The sequence below is a fragment of the Paenibacillus sp. J22P277 genome (assembly GCF_059383675.1).
On sequence record NZ_JBXENS010000008.1, the window covers coordinates 555,787 to 571,867 of the forward strand.

14 protein-coding genes and 1 pseudogene are annotated in these 16,081 nt (G+C 59.5%); 11 read left to right on the forward strand and 4 right to left on the reverse strand.

The window, feature by feature from the left end; genetic code table 11:
* The first annotated feature begins 41 nt into the window (after nucleotides 1–41).
* A complete protein-coding gene (locus AC50YL_RS29335; protein WP_494836658.1) occupies nucleotides 42–2,102 on the forward strand; it encodes a D-apionate lactonase family protein in 2,061 nt (686 codons plus the stop codon).
* A gap of 182 nt (nucleotides 2,103–2,284) precedes the next feature.
* Here AC50YL_RS29335 and AC50YL_RS29340 read toward each other — a convergent pair whose 3' ends face one another.
* Nucleotides 2,285–2,887: a hypothetical protein gene (locus AC50YL_RS29340; RefSeq protein ID WP_494836659.1), complete on the reverse strand. Its 603-nt coding sequence runs from the start codon at nucleotides 2,885–2,887 to the stop codon at nucleotides 2,285–2,287.
* Nucleotides 2,888–3,678: 791 nt separating this feature from the next.
* Nucleotides 3,679–3,840, reverse strand: a pseudogene (locus tag AC50YL_RS29345) (DUF2188 domain-containing protein); the annotation flags it as partial.
* 354 nt (nucleotides 3,841–4,194) lie between these two features.
* Here AC50YL_RS29345 and AC50YL_RS29350 point away from each other — a divergent pair.
* The 8 genes from AC50YL_RS29350 (at nucleotide 4,195) to AC50YL_RS29385 (ending at nucleotide 12,583) form a co-directional block, all read left to right on the forward strand.
* Nucleotides 4,195–4,530 (forward strand): hypothetical protein, encoded by a 336-nt coding sequence (locus AC50YL_RS29350; protein WP_494836660.1) that lies wholly within the window; start codon nucleotides 4,195–4,197, stop codon nucleotides 4,528–4,530.
* Nucleotides 4,531–4,549: 19 nt separating this feature from the next.
* Nucleotides 4,550–5,311 (forward strand): hydroxypyruvate isomerase family protein, encoded by a 762-nt coding sequence (locus AC50YL_RS29355; protein ID WP_494836661.1) that lies wholly within the window; start codon nucleotides 4,550–4,552, stop codon nucleotides 5,309–5,311.
* 159 nt (nucleotides 5,312–5,470) lie between these two features.
* Nucleotides 5,471–6,136: a response regulator transcription factor gene (locus tag AC50YL_RS29360; RefSeq protein WP_494836662.1), complete on the forward strand. Its 666-nt coding sequence runs from the start codon at nucleotides 5,471–5,473 to the stop codon at nucleotides 6,134–6,136.
* A 25-nt stretch (nucleotides 6,137–6,161) separates the two neighbouring features.
* On the forward strand, nucleotides 6,162–7,274 hold the full coding sequence (locus tag AC50YL_RS29365; protein WP_494836663.1) for a sensor histidine kinase: 1,113 nt from the start codon (nucleotides 6,162–6,164) through the stop codon (nucleotides 7,272–7,274).
* A 242-nt stretch (nucleotides 7,275–7,516) separates the two neighbouring features.
* Nucleotides 7,517–8,452, forward strand: coding sequence for an ABC transporter ATP-binding protein (locus tag AC50YL_RS29370; protein ID WP_494836664.1), 936 nt, complete (start codon nucleotides 7,517–7,519; stop codon nucleotides 8,450–8,452).
* A 27-nt stretch (nucleotides 8,453–8,479) separates the two neighbouring features.
* Nucleotides 8,480–9,598, forward strand: a complete 1,119-nt coding sequence (locus AC50YL_RS29375; protein ID WP_494836665.1) for an ABC transporter permease — start codon at nucleotides 8,480–8,482, stop codon at nucleotides 9,596–9,598.
* Nucleotide 9,599: 1 nt separating this feature from the next.
* The gene (locus AC50YL_RS29380; protein WP_494836667.1) at nucleotides 9,600–10,751 is read left to right on the forward strand and encodes an ABC transporter permease; all 1,152 of its coding nucleotides are present in this window, start codon (nucleotides 9,600–9,602) and stop codon (nucleotides 10,749–10,751) included.
* A 350-nt stretch (nucleotides 10,752–11,101) separates the two neighbouring features.
* Nucleotides 11,102–12,583: a YhcN/YlaJ family sporulation lipoprotein gene (locus tag AC50YL_RS29385; RefSeq protein WP_494836668.1), complete on the forward strand. Its 1,482-nt coding sequence runs from the start codon at nucleotides 11,102–11,104 to the stop codon at nucleotides 12,581–12,583.
* A 138-nt stretch (nucleotides 12,584–12,721) separates the two neighbouring features.
* Here the strand turns inward: AC50YL_RS29385 and AC50YL_RS29390 are convergent, their stop codons facing one another.
* Nucleotides 12,722–13,567, reverse strand: coding sequence for a helix-turn-helix transcriptional regulator (locus tag AC50YL_RS29390; protein ID WP_494836670.1), 846 nt, complete (start codon nucleotides 13,565–13,567; stop codon nucleotides 12,722–12,724).
* 157 nt (nucleotides 13,568–13,724) lie between these two features.
* On the opposite strand from AC50YL_RS29390, the gene AC50YL_RS29395 reads away from it, so the two are divergent.
* Nucleotides 13,725–14,639 carry a phytanoyl-CoA dioxygenase family protein gene (locus AC50YL_RS29395; protein WP_494836672.1) on the forward strand — a complete coding sequence of 305 codons (915 nt, stop codon included), beginning with the start codon at nucleotides 13,725–13,727 and terminating at the stop codon, nucleotides 14,637–14,639.
* A gap of 177 nt (nucleotides 14,640–14,816) precedes the next feature.
* On the opposite strand, the gene AC50YL_RS29400 is transcribed toward AC50YL_RS29395, so the two are convergent.
* Nucleotides 14,817–15,038, reverse strand: a complete 222-nt coding sequence (locus tag AC50YL_RS29400; RefSeq protein ID WP_090641524.1) for a helix-turn-helix domain-containing protein — start codon at nucleotides 15,036–15,038, stop codon at nucleotides 14,817–14,819.
* 345 nt (nucleotides 15,039–15,383) lie between these two features.
* Between AC50YL_RS29400 and fsa the strand changes: the two genes are divergently transcribed.
* A complete protein-coding gene (gene fsa, locus AC50YL_RS29405; protein ID WP_494836675.1) occupies nucleotides 15,384–16,034 on the forward strand; it encodes a fructose-6-phosphate aldolase in 651 nt (216 codons plus the stop codon).
* Nucleotides 16,035–16,081 lie beyond the last annotated feature (47 nt).

Below are 16,081 nucleotides of genomic sequence, written 5' to 3' on the forward strand. Positions count from 1 at the left end.
GCGTGCCGATCGGGTTTTCATGACTAAGGGAGGAACACAGGATGAAGGACAACGGGATGACGGGACAATTAATGGAGCTGGCTTTCGCGTCGGAGCGGGAAATCGCCAATCCGTTCTGGGATTGCGCGGTAACGGCCGTATTCCGGCATGCGGCGTCCGTGAGCGAGCGCGGCGTTCGGATGCTTCGTTACGGATCGCCGGAGCCGCTGCCGGAGCGGCACGAGCTGCGCGCGGGTCCGCTGACCGCCGTGCTGGAAGACGGCGGACTGCGCTATATCCGTTGCGGGGGACAGGAGATCGTCAGAGGCATATACGCCGCCGTGCGCGACCGCAATTGGGGAACGGTCAAGCCGGTGTTCCGGGACGTCGAGATCGAACGGGGGGCGACGTCGTTCCGCGTCCGGTTCCTCGCCGAACACCGGCAGGGCGAGATCGGTTTTGCCTGGCAGGGCAGTATCGACGGAAGCGAAGACGGCACCATCGCGTTCTCGTTCGACGGAACGGCCCGGTCCGCGTTCATGAAGAACCGGATCGGCTTCTGCGTGCTTCACCCGGCCGAGCTGGCCGGCGTGCCGCTCGAAGCGGAGACGTCCTCCGGCATCGTGGCCGGCATTTTCCCGGAACGGATCTCGCCGCATCAGCCCTTTATGGATATGCGGGCGATTCGCCACGCGGTCAGGCCCGGCTTGACCGCGGAACTCCGGTTCGCGGGGGAGTTGTTCGAGATGGAGGATCAGCGCAACTGGACGGACGCTTCGTTCAAGACGTATTGCACCCCGTTATCGCTGCCTTTCCCGGTTCGGGTGGAGCCGGGCCAGCAGGTGAGGCAGTCCGTTACGCTTCGCCTGCATGGGGATGCTTCGCCGGCGGAGACGGGAACGGAAGACGGCGGCGCCATGCCGCATGTCGAGCTTCTGGGTCGCTCGTCCGGCAGGGTGCCGGCAATCGGATTGGGCAGCGCGCCGGGGGTGCCCCTGGAGCAAGGCGAAGCGGAGAAGCTTCTTGCGCTTCGGCCGGCTTTCCTGAGGACGACGATCCGTTTATCGGCGGAATCGCCATGGACGGCGGAGCTCGATGTCGCGGCCCGGAATGCCGGTCTCCTCGGCTGTGGCTTGGAGCTGGAAGCGTTGTTCGACGGCGATGCGGATGCATGCGCCCGGCAGGCGGAGCTGTTGGTTAATGCCATTGCGGCGGGACAGCTGCGCGTGGAGGCGGTCTTCCCTTATCCGGCCTCCGAGTATGTCGGCAGCGGAGAATTGCAAGCTTTGCTGATTGCGCTGCGGGACGGGGCCGGGCTGGACTATCGGGTCGGCGGCGGCTCGCGGGCGTATTTCGCGGAGTTCAACCGCGCCGCGCTGCCGCTTGGTTCGATGGAGGCGGCGACGTTCGCGGTCAATCCGCAGGTGCACGCGTTCGACGTCGCTTCGATCGCGGAAGCGGCGGCGGCGCAGGGTGCGGCCGTGCGCAGCGCCCAAGCGATCGCGCCTGGCCTGCCGCTGGGCGTCGGGCCGATCACGTTCAAGCCGCGGCTCAATCCGAACGCGACGAGCCCGGAGGCGGCGCTCGCGGCCGAGAACCGGGCGAATCATGCGGATGCCCGGCAATGGTCTTTGTTCGGCGCGGGCTGGACGCTCGGCAGCGTGAAGAGCTTGGCGGAGGCCGGCGCGGACCGCGCATGCTATTACGAGACGGCCGGTCCGCTCGGCGTCATCGACGAGGGCGGGGCCGCCGCGTATCCGCTCTATCATGTTCTGGCCGCGATTAGCGCGCTTCCCGGCGCGGAAGTCGTGGCATGCCGCGTGCGTGACCGGCTATCTTACGAAGCGCTGGCAGTCCGGGGCGCGGCAGGCAGCTTGACGATGATGATCGCCAATTACACGGACGCCGCCATACGGCTTCGCGTGAAGGCGCCTGCTTTTCGTCCGCACCGGCTGCGCATGCTGGACGAACGCGGCGTCGTACTTCCGGACGGCGTTAGCGCGGCGGACGGCTACCCGGTACCCGCGGAAGCGCCGGTCCCGGAACTTCGGGACGGCTGCTTGGAGCTGGACCTGCTGCCGTTCGACGTCGCCTTCGCGGAAGGGACGGAAGTCCCGCGTTAAATGGAACAGACCGCCGATTCCCTGGCAATCCGGGATGCAGGCGGTCTGATTTTTTATTTGGCCGGGAGTTCATCTCGACGTACGTTTAATTCGTCGTCGAAGCCATGAGCAGCGAATGACTACTTAATACCGATGTCAATTTCGGCCACGATGGACGCTTCTCATTCGTGCGGCGAGCAAGATCAGAGGCCAATGGCGATTACCGGACCAATCGGGTTTTTCCGCAGCGGAGCAGCGTAGGCCTGGAACTTAAGCTCCATTCCCGTCAGATCGTCCGGCAGAGGCGGAGATACCACGTAATTATACACATGGTGGCCGGACGAACTGTTCCCGATCGTCATCCTGCATTCGTACGTCTCGTCGATGAACAGCTCGTAGAAGTTTCTCCGGGACGCGCGATCGCTTCGGTCATCGGTTTCCTCATCCCGGTCGATCGTGAAACGAACGACGCTCGCGTTCGGATATTGGTTGATAAAAGGCACGGCGTATAAAGAATTCTCCAGTTCGACGAATCGCGACACCAGCCTGCGCTTCACTGGTCCGGCGGGCTCGACGACGGTGCGGAAATGCTCCTCGTTGTGCAGGAGACCGAACAACGATTTCAATAAATCCTCGTACAAACCTGTAGCAGCCGCCCACTCCGCAATATAGTCGAAAGGCGGATAGCCCGGGTTGTTGTTCGAAAGGTCCTTTCGCTGCCGCACCAACCGGCACAGATGCTCGTCGATGTCCTTGATCCGTTCGTCGTAATAATCCGTCGGGCGCACGTAGGGCATTCTTTTCATCGTCATCCTCCTCGGGTGAAGGTCTATTATTCGATCGCTGACTTTAGTATACCCATTTCATAGAGGATGCAGCATAAGATTCCTGAGCGCGGCATCTGCTAGGATCCAGGTTGGTTAGGAGGGAGAGTTCGATGGCAGATTCTCGAAATGCTGCAATCGTGCAGGAATTTGCTTCGGATTGGAGGTTTCAAGAGAAGAATCCTGCAAATATACAGGAATTACAGTATATATGAGTCGCCATGCGCGTAGATGCCGTGAAATGCTGCAGATTTGCAGGAATGTCTCGATTCAATGCTCAATCTCGGAAAATGCTGTAGATTTGCAGTAATTCCCCAGTTCACTGTATATTGCCAGAGACGTTGGTCATCTGCAGGAATCTACATGATCGCCACTTTCGTTGAGAAATGCCGAATATTGGTGGTTTTTCCCCAATCGCTACTTGATCGCTGACTAAGCCGCAGATTTTTCGGGAATCTCCTTCGACTCACCGCACTTTTGCTGAATGTCGTAGCTTCCCTGCACATCGCTCGATTACAGAAAAAATTCCGCACCGCGCGCATCCCGGTGCGGGGTGCCATCGTGGCACGCGGTGCTCGGACACACGTCAGCGGTCAAACATCGTGCGGCCAAGCAGCAGCAATCGAAAATCACCCCGCCGCCCCTCTCCCGCCACCAACCAGAACAAACAGAGGCTGTCTCGCGCACCATCGGAGACGATGTGGTGCACGGAAACAACCTCTGTCCGGCCTTGCGTCGATTTAATGGCCTTTCTTGCGGATCCGTTTATGCCGGTGTTCCGCCCATTCCTTCGCCTGAGAGGTCGCTATCGAGATCGCGCGTCCTTCTTCGTACCCGTCCTCCAGCAGCGCATTGGCAATGTCGATCGCTTTGTTGCGCACGGGAGCCAGGAAGTTCTTGAGCGACTCCGGATAATCGTCATGCGTCCACGGCATGGCATCGGCCTCCTTTGCAGCTGTTCTCAAGGTTCATTAGCCGAATCGCGAAGCTCCTAAACATCCCACACGGAACAGCGGATTGGCCTGCCTTGCCAGCCGCCGTTTGCAACTGCTCGCCGCCTTGCGGCGATCCATCTTTCGCCATAAATTCGTTTTGCCGAAGGTCGTCGGCGGGGGATATTTTTAATCGTTTAGGTACATTCCGGACGCGGGGTTCAGTCGGCAAAGGAACGCCCCGCCTCTTCCAGCCCGCAATCGTAAAGGTTAGCTTCGAAAATCAGCAAACATGCCACATCCGAGTAATAAATAAACACAAAAATTAATAGCGCTTTCATGCGGAAGGGGCGTACAATGGGAGTGTTGCTTCCGCGCTTCCATCCAGGAAGAATCAGCGTTGTTTTTCCCGATGATTGCCGTCGCGCCGCGTGGAATACGCCTCGCCGAGTCACGGCTGCGAGCGGACGGCCATCCGCTGCAAGAACCCTGGCCTGCAGCGAGCCGAATCCGCAGCATCCGAGCTGGGATTTCAAGCGGATTCGCGATACCTGCCGGCAGCTGCTCGCGAGCGGCAAGATCGATTGCGAAGCGATCATCGATTCCGTCGTTCCGTTCCGCCAAGCCGCGGAAGCCTATGAACACTACGTTAATCAACAACCGGAAGCCGGCATCAAGCATGGCTTTCGTTAACTGGAGAGGGGGACTCGTCATGATTTTCTCACCATCGCTGGATGCCATATTCAGCAAAACCGACCTGTCGTTCGCCGAACGCATGCAGCGGACGAGGGAGCTTGGCTTCACGGCCTTCGAATTCTGGGGCTGGGGCGATAAGGACCTGGACGCGCTTGCGGACTTGAAGGACCGGCTCGGCCTGCGCGTCGGCTCGTTCTGCACGAAGCACGGCAATCTGGTCGATCCGGAGCAGCGCGGCACGTATATCGAGGGCCTGATCGAAAGCATCGCGGCGGCGAAGAAGCTCGGCTGCGAATACTTGATCGCGACGGTCGGGAACGCCGTCGAAGGCGCATCGCGCGAAGCGCAGCATGACAGCATCGTCGAAGGGCTGAAGGCGTCCGCGCCGTACCTGGAGGAGGCGGGCATTACGCTCGTGGTGGAACCGCTCAATGAATTGGTCGATCATCGCGGCTATTACCTGGTCCGCACGGACGAAGCCTTCGCGATCGTCGACAAGGTCGGCAGCAGCCGCGTGAAGGTGCTCTACGACGTCTACCACCAGCAAATTTCCGAAGGCAATTTGATCCCGACGATCCGGGCGAACATCGGCCGCATCGGCTATTTTCATATCGCCGACCACCCGGGACGCCACGAGATCGGCACGGGCGAGATCAACTACCGCAACGTGCTGAACGCGATCCGGGATGCGGGCTACGCCGGCTATATCGGCTTGGAATATTTTCCGCTGCAGGGTGTCGACGAAGGATTGACGGCGTTTCTGAAGGAATTCGCCTGATCGGCAAACGCAAGCCATCGAAAACTGCTTCCGGTCATGGGCCGGAGGCAGTTTTCCGTTTGTCCTGCCAGCAGGCCAATCCACGAGCAGGATCCGTTTCCGCGGCTTTCCAGTCTTTGGCGGAATGAGGTAAACTAAGAGCAAAGGGGCGATGCCGGCGTGAAAATCAAAGTGTTGATCGCGGACGACAATTCGTTTATCCGCGAAGGAATGCGCATCATTCTCGGTACGTTCGAGGAATTCGAGGTGCTCGGCGCCGTCGAGGACGGGCAGGAAGCGGTCGACTACTGCCGGATCAACGAGGTGGACGTCGCGCTGCTGGACGTGCGGATGCCGAACATGAACGGCGTGGAGGCGACGCGGCTCATTACCCAACATACCGCGACGAAGCCGCTCATCCTGACGACGTTCGACGACGACGAATATATCCTGGAGGCGGTCCGCTGCGGCGCGAAGGGCTACCTGCTGAAGAACAACGACCCCGAACGCATCCGCGATGCGATCAAGAGCGTCTATCACGGCAACAACGTCCTGCAGGACATCATCCTCGACAAGCTGAAATCCTCCATCGGCTCGGGGGTACAGCCTGCCGAAACGGCCGCGCAGGCGCCCGCCGTCAGTCCGATCGATCTCGGCCCGTTCACCGAACGGGAGATCGAGGTCATGTCGCTCATCGCGAAGGGCTACGCCAATAAGGAGATTTCCAAGGAGCTGTTCATTTCCGAAGGCACGACGGCGAACTACATCACGTCGATCCTGAACAAGACGGCCCTGGAGCACCGGACCCAGATCGCCATTTATTATTTGACGGGCAGGACCCGCTAGCCGCATAGAAGGAGGCCCGTCCGCCGTGGAATTATGGACAGTCGGCAACAAAACGATCGTATGGATCTACGTCATCGCGCTCGCGTACTTCTCGCGCCCGGAAGCGCCGCGGCTGCTCGTGCTCTATTTTTTGCTTTATTTGGCCATGAACCTGATCATTCATATCGTGAAGCGGGAGCGGCTGAAGCAGGGGCTCATCGTGCTCGTGCTGGCTTACGTGCTGGCATGCGGCGCTTACGTGAAGCCGGAATTCCTGCTGCTGCTGCCGCTCGGCTTCTTCGAGCTGGCCTCGTTCGTCCTGCGCAGGCAGCGCTTCGCGCTGGTGGTCGTGCTTGCGCCGATGCTGTTCATGGCGTCCGGACTGCTGGTGCATTACGGCTTTATCGCCGTGTTCAGCTTTTATAACTACGCCATGATCAGGCGTTACATGAACCGGGTGAACGCGCAGGAGGACGAGCTGGAGCGCGCGCGGCGGCGACATCGGGAACTGGGCCGCCAGTTGAACGACAACGCGGAATTCGCGCAGGCGAGCGAATATCTCGTGAAGCTCGAGGAGCGCAATCGGCTGGCGCAGGAAATCCACGACGGCATCGGGCATTCCATCACCGGCGGGCTGATCCAGATGGAAGCCGCCAGACTGACGCTCCGGCGCGATCCGGACGGCGCGGAGGCGCTGCTGAACAACGCGATCGCCATCTCCAAGGAGGGCATCGAACAGATCCGCCTCACGCTCAAGGATATGAAGCCGCCCGTGGAGCAGCTCGGCATTGGCCGGCTTCGCTCCGCCGTGGAAGCCTTCGGAGGCAAATCGGGCCTGCTGACGACGGTCGTGCATGAAGGAAGCATGGAAGCCATCACGCCGCTGCAGTGGAAGATCATGCACGAGAACGTGATGGAGGCGCTGACGAACGCCGCCAAGTACTCCGGCGCGTCCGCCGTGCACGTGGAGGTCCGGGTGCTGAACCGCTTCATCAAGGCCGTCGTCTCCGACAACGGGCAAGGCGCGGCCAAGGTGGTCAAAGGCATGGGCCTCATCGGCATGGAGGAGCGAACGGCTGCCGTGAACGGTACGGTAACGGCCGACGGCGAGCGCGGGTTCGTCGTCACGACGCTCATTCCGCGGACGGGCGGCGCTTAGCGCCGGAGAGCCGCATATGAGATTTCTCCTGCCCGAAGCGGGCTGAAGCAGATTGCAGCCTGACGCGCGCCGTGAAAGAATCGCAGGCGAATATGAGATTTCCCATGGGGAAGGGATGAACTTATGCACTGACATAAGGGCATCCCTTTTTTTTATAATAAGGCCATGAAGGATGAACGGCAGGCGGTCGGGACGCCAGCCGGTATCCAATAGACGATCATACGAAAGCGAGTGAGCGAAAAATGAACGTGCTGGATATACGCGGACTGACCAAGAAATTCGGCGATTTCGTCGCGGTGGACAATATTTCGTTCAAGGTGGGCGAGGGCGAGATCTTCGGATTTCTCGGCGCGAACGGGGCGGGCAAGAGCACGACGATCAACATGATCTGTTCGCTGCTGCAGCCGTCGGGCGGCGAGATCCGCATCCTGGACCGGGATATCAAGACGCAAAGCCGGTTTGCCAAGCAAAGCCTGGGCATCGTGCCGCAGGATCTCGCCATCTACGAGGACATGACGGCCTACGAGAACGTGAGCTTTTTTGCCGGGTTGTACGGACTGCGCGGCGGACAGCTGAAGGAACGCACGGAGGAGGCGCTCGCGTTCGTCGGGCTCGGCGACAAGGCGAAGAACTTCCCCAAGACCTTCTCCGGCGGGATGAAACGCCGCCTGAACATCGCCTGCGCCATCGCGCACAAGCCGAAGCTCATCATCATGGATGAACCGACCGTCGGCATCGATCCGCAGTCGCGCAATTACATCCTGGCGTCGGTCCGGAAGCTGAACGAATCGGGCTGCACGATCATCTATACGAGCCATTATATGGAGGAAGTCGAGGAGATCTGCTCGCGCATCGCCATCGTGGATCACGGCAAAATCATCGCCGAAGGTACGAAGGAGCAGCTGAAGGCAACGGTTACGGATGTGAAGGACATCGTGATCGAGCTGAAGAGCGCGGCCGGCGGCGAAGCCGATCGCCTGAAAGGCCTTCCCGGGGTGCGCAAGGCCAGTCAAGAAGAGAACGTCATTCGCATCCACAGCGACGCGTCCGTCGATAACCTGAACCGCATCCTGAAGCGTCTGATGGAGGGCGATTCGGAGATCCGCGCGGTCGAGGAGCGGGAGCCGAATCTGGAGATGGTGTTCCTGACGCTGACGGGCCGCAACTTAAGAGATTAATAGGCGGGAAAGGAAGGAGGTACGCGCATGATTACATGGCTCATCACGGTCAAAGAAATCAAGCAGCATTTTCGCGATTTTCGAACGTTTATCTTTCTGCTCGGGTTTCCGATCGTGCTCATGCTCATCTTGGGCATTACGTTAACCAACGCCTTCAGCAGCGAGATGCAGCTGAACGACATCAAGGTGCTGGTCCGCGATTCGAGCAGTGCGGGATTATCGGAGGCGTTCAAGGCTTTCGAGAAGGAGCTCGGCACCATGGGCATTGCGTTCGAGCAGCTGAAGCAGGGCGAGGACGGACGCAGGGCGATCGAAGACAATCAATACACGGCTTACGTCGAGGTGTCGGATTCCGGCATGTCGCAGTACGGCAGCACCAGAAGCGCGATCGAGAGCAATATCGTGCAAGGCATGCTGAGCACGTTCGCGGACAAGTACAACGCGGCGGCGGCCGTGACGCAGGACGGCGACCTCTCCAAAGCCGAGCTCGTATTCGCGGGCGCCGGCAGCGGCGATTACGTGAAGGAGCTTTCCATTGCCGCCGATCGTTCGCCGGGCTCGATGGATTATTACGCGATGGCGATGACGGTCATGGTCGGCTTATGGGGCGCCATGTCCGCCGGCGGACTCATCCGATCCGAGATCGTCCGGGGAACGGGCATCCGGCTGCTGTCCGCGCCGATCCGGCGCGGCGAGATCTACGTCGGCAAGGTGCTGGGCAACGTCGTATCCAATACGCTTTGCATACTGGCCATCGTCTTCTTCAGCAAGTGGGTGTTCAATGCCTATTGGGGCGCGCATCTCCCGGTCGTATTCGCGGTGCTCGTCTCGGAGGTCATCATGGCAACAAGCTTCGGCATCGCGGCGAACGAACTGGTGAAAGGCGGAGGCGGACGCGCGCTGGTCATGCTGGTCGTGCAGCTGACTTCTTTCCTCGGGGGCGCTTACTTCCCCGTCGACGATTCGGGCGTCATGGGCTTCGTCTCGTGGCTGTCGCCGATCAGATGGGGCAACGAGGCGCTGACCAATATCGTGTACGGCGGCAACCTGGCGGCCGCCTGGCCGGCGATCGGGCTGTATCTCGGCGCGGCGCTGCTGCTGCTGCTCGCGACGGCAAGCATGCGCCGGAATAAGGAGGGCTTCTGATATGCGGAAGGAATTATGGTTTCTCGTGCGAACGACTTTGCGGCGGATATTCCGGAACCGATCCAATTGGCTCATCTACCTCGGACTTCCGGTCGTCGGCGTCGTTCTGGCAACGGTGCTGTACGGGTCGACCGGGCAGCCCGTTCTTCAGGTCGGCATCGTCAACGGCGACGGAAATGCCCGGGTTGCGGCGGATACCGTGCAATTCCTGGGCAAGCTGGATCATGTCAAGTTCACGAACGTTACGGAGAGCGAGCTTCGGGAGCAGCTGGCTGCCGGCAAGCTGGACACCGGACTGATTCTGTCGGCGGGTTATTCCGACAGCATCATGGCGGGCAAGCCGGATCATATCGCGCTGCAATCGGTAAAGGGCGCGACCGTGACCGCGTATTTCAAATCCATGCTGTCCAGCTACGTCGATAACGTCAGCGCCATGGCCCGGATCGCGGACGGCGATGCCGCAACGTTCGACCGCATCTACGGACAATACAGCGGCGCAGGCTTCAAGCTAACGGCGCAAACGGTCAACGATACGTCCAACACGAAAGAAATGTCCACCCAGTCGATCGGCTTCCTCCTCATGTTCATGCTGACTTCGGCAGGCAGCCTGTCGGAGCTGATTCTCAAAAACAGGGAAAACCGGACCTACTTCCGAATCGTGTCTTCCCCGATCTCGGCGAAGGTGTACGTGCTCTCCAATATAATCGTGAATCTGATCGTCATGGCGGGTCAGATCCTCATCGCGCTCTTCTTCATGCGGGTCGTCTTCCGCTTGAGCGCGGGCGTGCCGTTCGCCACGATGTTCGGCCTGCTGGCGCTGTTCGCCCTCGTGGCGGTAAGCCTGTCGCTGGCGGTCGTCTCGTTCGCCAAGAGCTCGAGCGCGGCAGGCGCCATGCAGAACTTTATCGTGACGCCGAGCTGCCTCGTGGCCGGTTGTTTCTTCCCGGCGTCCGTGATGCCTGAATTCATGCAGCGCGTCTCCGATTTCCTGCCGCAAAGCTGGCTGCTGGCGGCGCTCGGCAAGCTGCAGGCGAACGGCGGGCTGGGCGATATCGGGCTGAATTTCGCGGTGCTGCTCGCATTCGCGGTCGTGTTCTTCCTGATCGCGGTCTACAAGTTCGGGCGCAGCAACGATACGCGAAACTTCGTGTAACGCGGAATCGGGCGGCGATGTGCCGCCGCTGCGGCCATCCATACAAAGCAGAGGGCTCCCGCTTCATGCAGGAGCCTTTTTGCCTGTTTGCTTGCAGCGATGAAGCGCTTGAAGCTCTACGGCGGCGCCGCGCGCGATCCTTTCGGCGACGGCGCCGTTCACGATGGAATCGCGAACGGCGTACTCATCCGCGGTCGTCCGCGTGCTGCTCCAAAGCCGGGAAACTCCGAGCCGCTTAGGCGATCCGGCGCAGCTAAGCTAAAATGTTGCCAGCATAGCCCGCCCCCGTTCGGCTAACGCTACATATGGGCCGCATCATTACGGTCAATGATGAAACGGAGGATGAGAGGATGCAGCGAAAGTGGGCAATGCTTGCAGCCGGAGCGATGTTATCCACAATGCTTACGGGCTGTATGGAAAATCACGGCGAGCTTGGCAATCGCAACATTCGTGGCAACAGCGTCTCGTACGATATGAACGGCAACCGGATCTTGAATACCCGCTTTGCCAACGATCAAATGAACGAGATGAACCGCGTCGACGGCCATCGGCTGAACAGCAACAACCTGGTCGGCCTGCACAAAAACTACCGCTTGGAAATGAGCGAAGCGATGGCCGATCGCATCTCGGGCATCAAAGGGGTAGGCAAGGCCTACGTCATGATGACCGACGACAATGCGTACGTGGCCGTGTCGCTCAAGAACGACGCCGGCGCGAAAAAAGGCGCAAACGCGATGGGCCTGTCGGCGCCGGCGCCGCTCGGCAGAACGCAGCAGGCTTACATGCGGCCGTATAACATGAAGTCGACCAACGCGCATGCGCTGAATACGCACCGTACGCGGGCAAGTTCGATCGCGACGCCGAACATGCATCTTGCCAGCACGAAGAACACGTACGGCATGAACGGCATGATCGGGACGAGCAGCACTTACGGCACGAACGGCATGTACGGAACCAGCGGCACGAGCATGTACGGAACCGCAGGGGCGAAAGGCCCGCATATGAAATCGCGCGCGCTGGCCAACGGCAAGCAAAGCAGCTCCTTCCACAACGTCTCGAACGGCATGAAGAACATGTCGCTCGGCATGAACAGCAACAGCTACTTGCGCGGACCGTCGAAGAACTATGTCAGCAGCAATCGCAATAATATCAACGGCCTGACTACCGGTCATCCCAACGGCATAACGAATATGTCCAGGAATACGGCGAGAGGGCTGAATAATTTATCCACGGACATGAGCGGCACGACCAACCTGTCCCGCACGATGAATAGAGGAACGAACGCCCTCTACAGGGACACGAACGACGTAACCCGCGGCACGGCGAATTTGGGCCGGGACGTCGCCAGGGGCACGATGGATTTGGGCCGGGACGTTTCCCGGGGCATGCGCGACATGGCCAGAGGCACCGGCGACATGCTTCGCGGCGCCGTCAATCTGCCGCGCGACGTGGCCAGAGGCACGGTCGATCTGGGCAGAGACGTTGCCAGAGGGACGACGGACGCGACTCGGGACACGGCGCGAGGCATGACGAATTTGTCCACGGGCACGCCGAGAGGCATGGACGGCATGACAAGGACGGTAATGCCGTATGCCGCCGGCCGGATGGCCGCGGACAGCGACGTGACGGCGGCGATGAAGGCGCAAATCGCGAGCGAAGTCAAGAAAATGTCGCCGTCGATCAAAAACGTCTACGTGTCGGCCAATCCCGACTTCGTTGACCGCATGGGCGCTTACATGGCGGACGTGAAAGCCGGCCATCCGATCCAAGGCTTCATCGCGGAATTCAACGCCATGGTGGACCGGATATTCCCGACCCGATCCCGTCCGTAACGGCTGCGAGCGGCATCATTCTTAAGATGAACCAATAACGGGCAGCCGATTCATGGGATTCAACATGAATTCGGCTGCCCGTTTCATGCTTGCTTTACCGAACGTGTGCCGATTGGTTAATCGTTTGTTTGTAATCCGTCAGTCCGTCACCATGGAGGAGCAGAACTGGCTGAAGCTCGCGCCCATCTTCTTTTTGAACATCCTGCCGAACGTATGCACGTCGGCGTAGCCGACTTGACCGGCGATTTCGCCGATGGACATATTCGTTTGAATGCCGAGTTCCTTGGCGCGTTCGATGCGGACGCGGGTCAAATAATCGAACGGCGTCATGCCGAAGGCTCTGCGAAATTTCAGGATAATGTAGTTGCGGCTGAGGCCGGACAAGTCCTCGAGCTCGCGGTGCCGGATGTCGCGGTTGAAGTTGTCCGCGATATAGTTGCGGATCAGCACCATTTTCGTTTTGATTTTCTGTTGGCCGCGGGTTTGCGCTTCCTGTTCCTGCTTCCAGTTCGCAACCTCGCTCAGAAGCTGCATCAGCAGCCCTTGGCATAAAGCATGATGAGCCAATCCGGGCTGGTGATAATGCGTGATGAGCTGCGTGAGCAATTTCTCGACGTCATGGCCGGCATAATTGCCGAGGTACCGGTCCGGGCCGAGCAGCTGTTCCACGGGATACGGGATATCGCCGAAATCGAACAGGATGGAGATGCAGATGTATTTCTCTTCGGGGAACGTGCGCACTTCATGCACCTGCGCCGGCGAATGGTAAATCAAATCCCCGCGTCTGGTCAGGATGACCCGGCCTTCGATTTCGTATTCGGCCGCGCCTTCGACGACGTATTGGAATTGATAGCTCGAGAGCACCCGGCTCGGGATGCCCCATAACCGCGGTGCATGGAACAGGTGGGCAAGCGTAACGTACGGCGGATGAAAATACAGATTGGCCGCGTGCTCCGGCAGCGGTACAAGGCCGACTCCCGACATCGTTTTCCTCCTTTAATTCGCATTCTTATCTATGTATACGTTCTCACAGCAGTGTGATAAGAGCAACCTCTTTGTTACTTTCGGCTAAATACAGGGCTGCGCGCGCTCGTTATACTTACGGTATGAAGCGAACATTCGAGGCGAGGGAGCGATTGCAATGGGGTCGACGGATGCGGATATTTTGGTCGCGGACGCGCGTACGCAGGATGGCATCACGGAGGAACAGGCGCAATATTTCTTGGATAACGGCTTTCTGGTGATCCGCGGCGTCTTGGCCGGCGAGGAGCTGGCGGTGGTGCAGCGGGAGATGCATGCGCTCTATGACAAAGGAGCCGCGGGGATGGAGAACGATCCGGATTATATGTATGGCGTCGGTGTGAAATCAGGCCAACCGATCCTGCGGCGCATCGAATACGTCATAGACAAGAGCGATCCCATGAAGGCGCTGCTCGGCCATCCGTTCATTCTTCGCTCGGTCGAGAAGCTGCAGGGGCGCAATTTCATCCCGACGTGGGATTCCATGGTTTTGAAGGCGCCGGACGAAGGCGTCATCGTCCCGTGGCACCGCGATGCGGCCGTCCCGGCAGGCTGCACGGACGCGCGCCCGATCTTCAATGTCGATTTCTACTTGGACGAAGCGGACTTGTCGACCTGCCTCTGGGTCATTCCGGGCAGCAACAAATGGACGAAGGCCGAATCGGACGCGCGCTGCGCCCGGCCCGGCTTCACGACGGAGGATGCCGTCCCGGTGCCGATGCAGCCCGGCGACGTGATCTTCCATAACATCGAAGTGCTGCACGGCTCGCCCGCGGGCGACGGGAATCCGCTGCGCCGCACCGTCTACTACGAATTCCGTCCCGGGGAGATCGAAGCGGGGTTCGGTCCGCACACGCTGGAGTATCTGACGCAGAAGCAGCATCTGTTGCTGGACTGCATCGAGCGGCGCAAAACCGCCTCTTATACGGAGGGCGAGACGCCGTTTCGATACCGTCCGGAAGGCGCATTCGCGGTGCATGCGCCGAAGCAGCCGGAGCAATACCGATATCCGCACGAAGCGTATTGGCGAAGATAACCCGCATGCCGTGCCGACCGCGATTCCTAGAGGATCGCGGTTCTTTTTTGTGCAGCCGGCATAGGATGCAGGAAGCCGCGGGCCGCGGCAAGACGTCAAAAAACCTTCTAGCACTAATTCCGCCCGAGAACGGAATTACTGCAAGAAGGCTGAGCAAGGTATGCGGTGAGGAGGACGTCAGATCTTTAATTCCCCAAGCTTTATAAGCTCGACAACCGCTTGTGAACGACCTTTAACGTTCAACTTTTGCATGACGTTGGAAATGTGGTTTCGAACGGTTTTCTCGCTGATGAACAGCTGCTGAGCAATATCTCTAGTCGTTTTATCCTGTACCAGCAGTTCGAAAACCTCGCGTTCACGATGAGTTAATAAGAACTTGCTCTTCTGGTCGCTACCCATTAATTTTGTCACCCCTCCTTGCTCGGGTTTTTATGGTTTAACAAGGTTAAGGGATACAGTCAAAGTATCATATGAAAGGGCAAATGCTGTGGTGCGGTTATCCGTAAAAATGGGCGGGTATTTGCCGTTCGGGGGCATTTGGAGGTTAGGAAGCGCACGTTCATGGGCTAGCTTGCAGGCAGGCATCGAACTCGCGGCGAGATTCAAGTCCGGCTCCTGCCGGGGAAGGAAGAGGAGGAGCGGCGCCGCGCCGGGACGGGATCGACCGATCCCCGCAGGCCGCCGCGGATAGAAGTCAGCCTGCCGTAACCTCACGAATCTCAAGCAACAGGAGGATGAACGCCGATGAAATTTTTCCTGGACACCGCGAACGTGAACGAAATCAAACGGGTCGCCCGGCTCGGGCTGGTCGACGGCATCACGACGAACCCGTCGCTGATCGCGAAGGAAGGACGCGTCTTCAAGGAGGTCATTCAGGAGATCTGCTCCATCGTAGCCGGCCCGGTCAGCGCCGAGGTCATTGGCACGAAGGCCGAGGATATGCTGCGGGAAGCCTACGAGCTGGCGCAGTGGGCGCCGAACGTCGTCGTCAAGCTGCCGATGACCGAGGATGGCCTCTATGCGTGCAACGAGCTCTCCCGCAAGGGCATTCACACCAACGTCACCCTGATCTTCTCCGCCGCGCAAGGCTTGATGGCGGCCAAGGCCGGCGCGACGTACGTCAGCCCGTTCATCGGCCGCCTCGACGACATCGCCGCGGACGGCATGCAGCTCGTGCGCGATTTGAAGACGATCCTCGACAATTACGGCTTCGGGACGGAAATCATAGCAGCGAGCATCCGGGGCATCGGCCACGTGGAGCAAGCCGCGCTTGCCGGAGCGCATATCGCGACGATACCTGGCAGCCTGCTGCCGTCGCTCTGGAAGCATCCGCTGACGGATAACGGCATCGAGAAGTTTCTGAGCGACTGGAACAAAGCGCAGGCAAAGCAATAGCAGGCAACGGCAAAAAGGACGTTCCCGCGAGACCAGGGCAATTGCAG

Bases quoted from the DNA above. Each gene is read 5' to 3' on its own strand.
- fsa (WP_494836675.1), top strand. From the start codon at position 15,384: ATGAAATTTTTCCTGGACACCGCGAACGTGAACGAAATCAAACGGGTC.
- AC50YL_RS29335 (WP_494836658.1), top strand. From the start codon at position 42: ATGAAGGACAACGGGATGACGGGACAATTAATGGAGCTGGCTTTCGCG.
- AC50YL_RS29395 (WP_494836672.1), top strand. From the start codon at position 13,725: ATGGGGTCGACGGATGCGGATATTTTGGTCGCGGACGCGCGTACGCAG.
- AC50YL_RS29390 (WP_494836670.1), bottom strand. From the start codon at position 13,567: ATGTCGGGAGTCGGCCTTGTACCGCTGCCGGAGCACGCGGCCAATCTG.
- AC50YL_RS29370 (WP_494836664.1), top strand. From the start codon at position 7,517: ATGAACGTGCTGGATATACGCGGACTGACCAAGAAATTCGGCGATTTC.
- AC50YL_RS29340 (WP_494836659.1), bottom strand. From the start codon at position 2,887: ATGAAAAGAATGCCCTACGTGCGCCCGACGGATTATTACGACGAACGG.
- AC50YL_RS29400 (WP_090641524.1), bottom strand. From the start codon at position 15,038: ATGGGTAGCGACCAGAAGAGCAAGTTCTTATTAACTCATCGTGAACGC.
- AC50YL_RS29375 (WP_494836665.1), top strand. From the start codon at position 8,480: ATGATTACATGGCTCATCACGGTCAAAGAAATCAAGCAGCATTTTCGC.
- AC50YL_RS29385 (WP_494836668.1), top strand. From the start codon at position 11,102: ATGCAGCGAAAGTGGGCAATGCTTGCAGCCGGAGCGATGTTATCCACA.
- AC50YL_RS29350 (WP_494836660.1), top strand. From the start codon at position 4,195: ATGGGAGTGTTGCTTCCGCGCTTCCATCCAGGAAGAATCAGCGTTGTT.
- AC50YL_RS29380 (WP_494836667.1), top strand. From the start codon at position 9,600: ATGCGGAAGGAATTATGGTTTCTCGTGCGAACGACTTTGCGGCGGATA.
- AC50YL_RS29355 (WP_494836661.1), top strand. From the start codon at position 4,550: ATGATTTTCTCACCATCGCTGGATGCCATATTCAGCAAAACCGACCTG.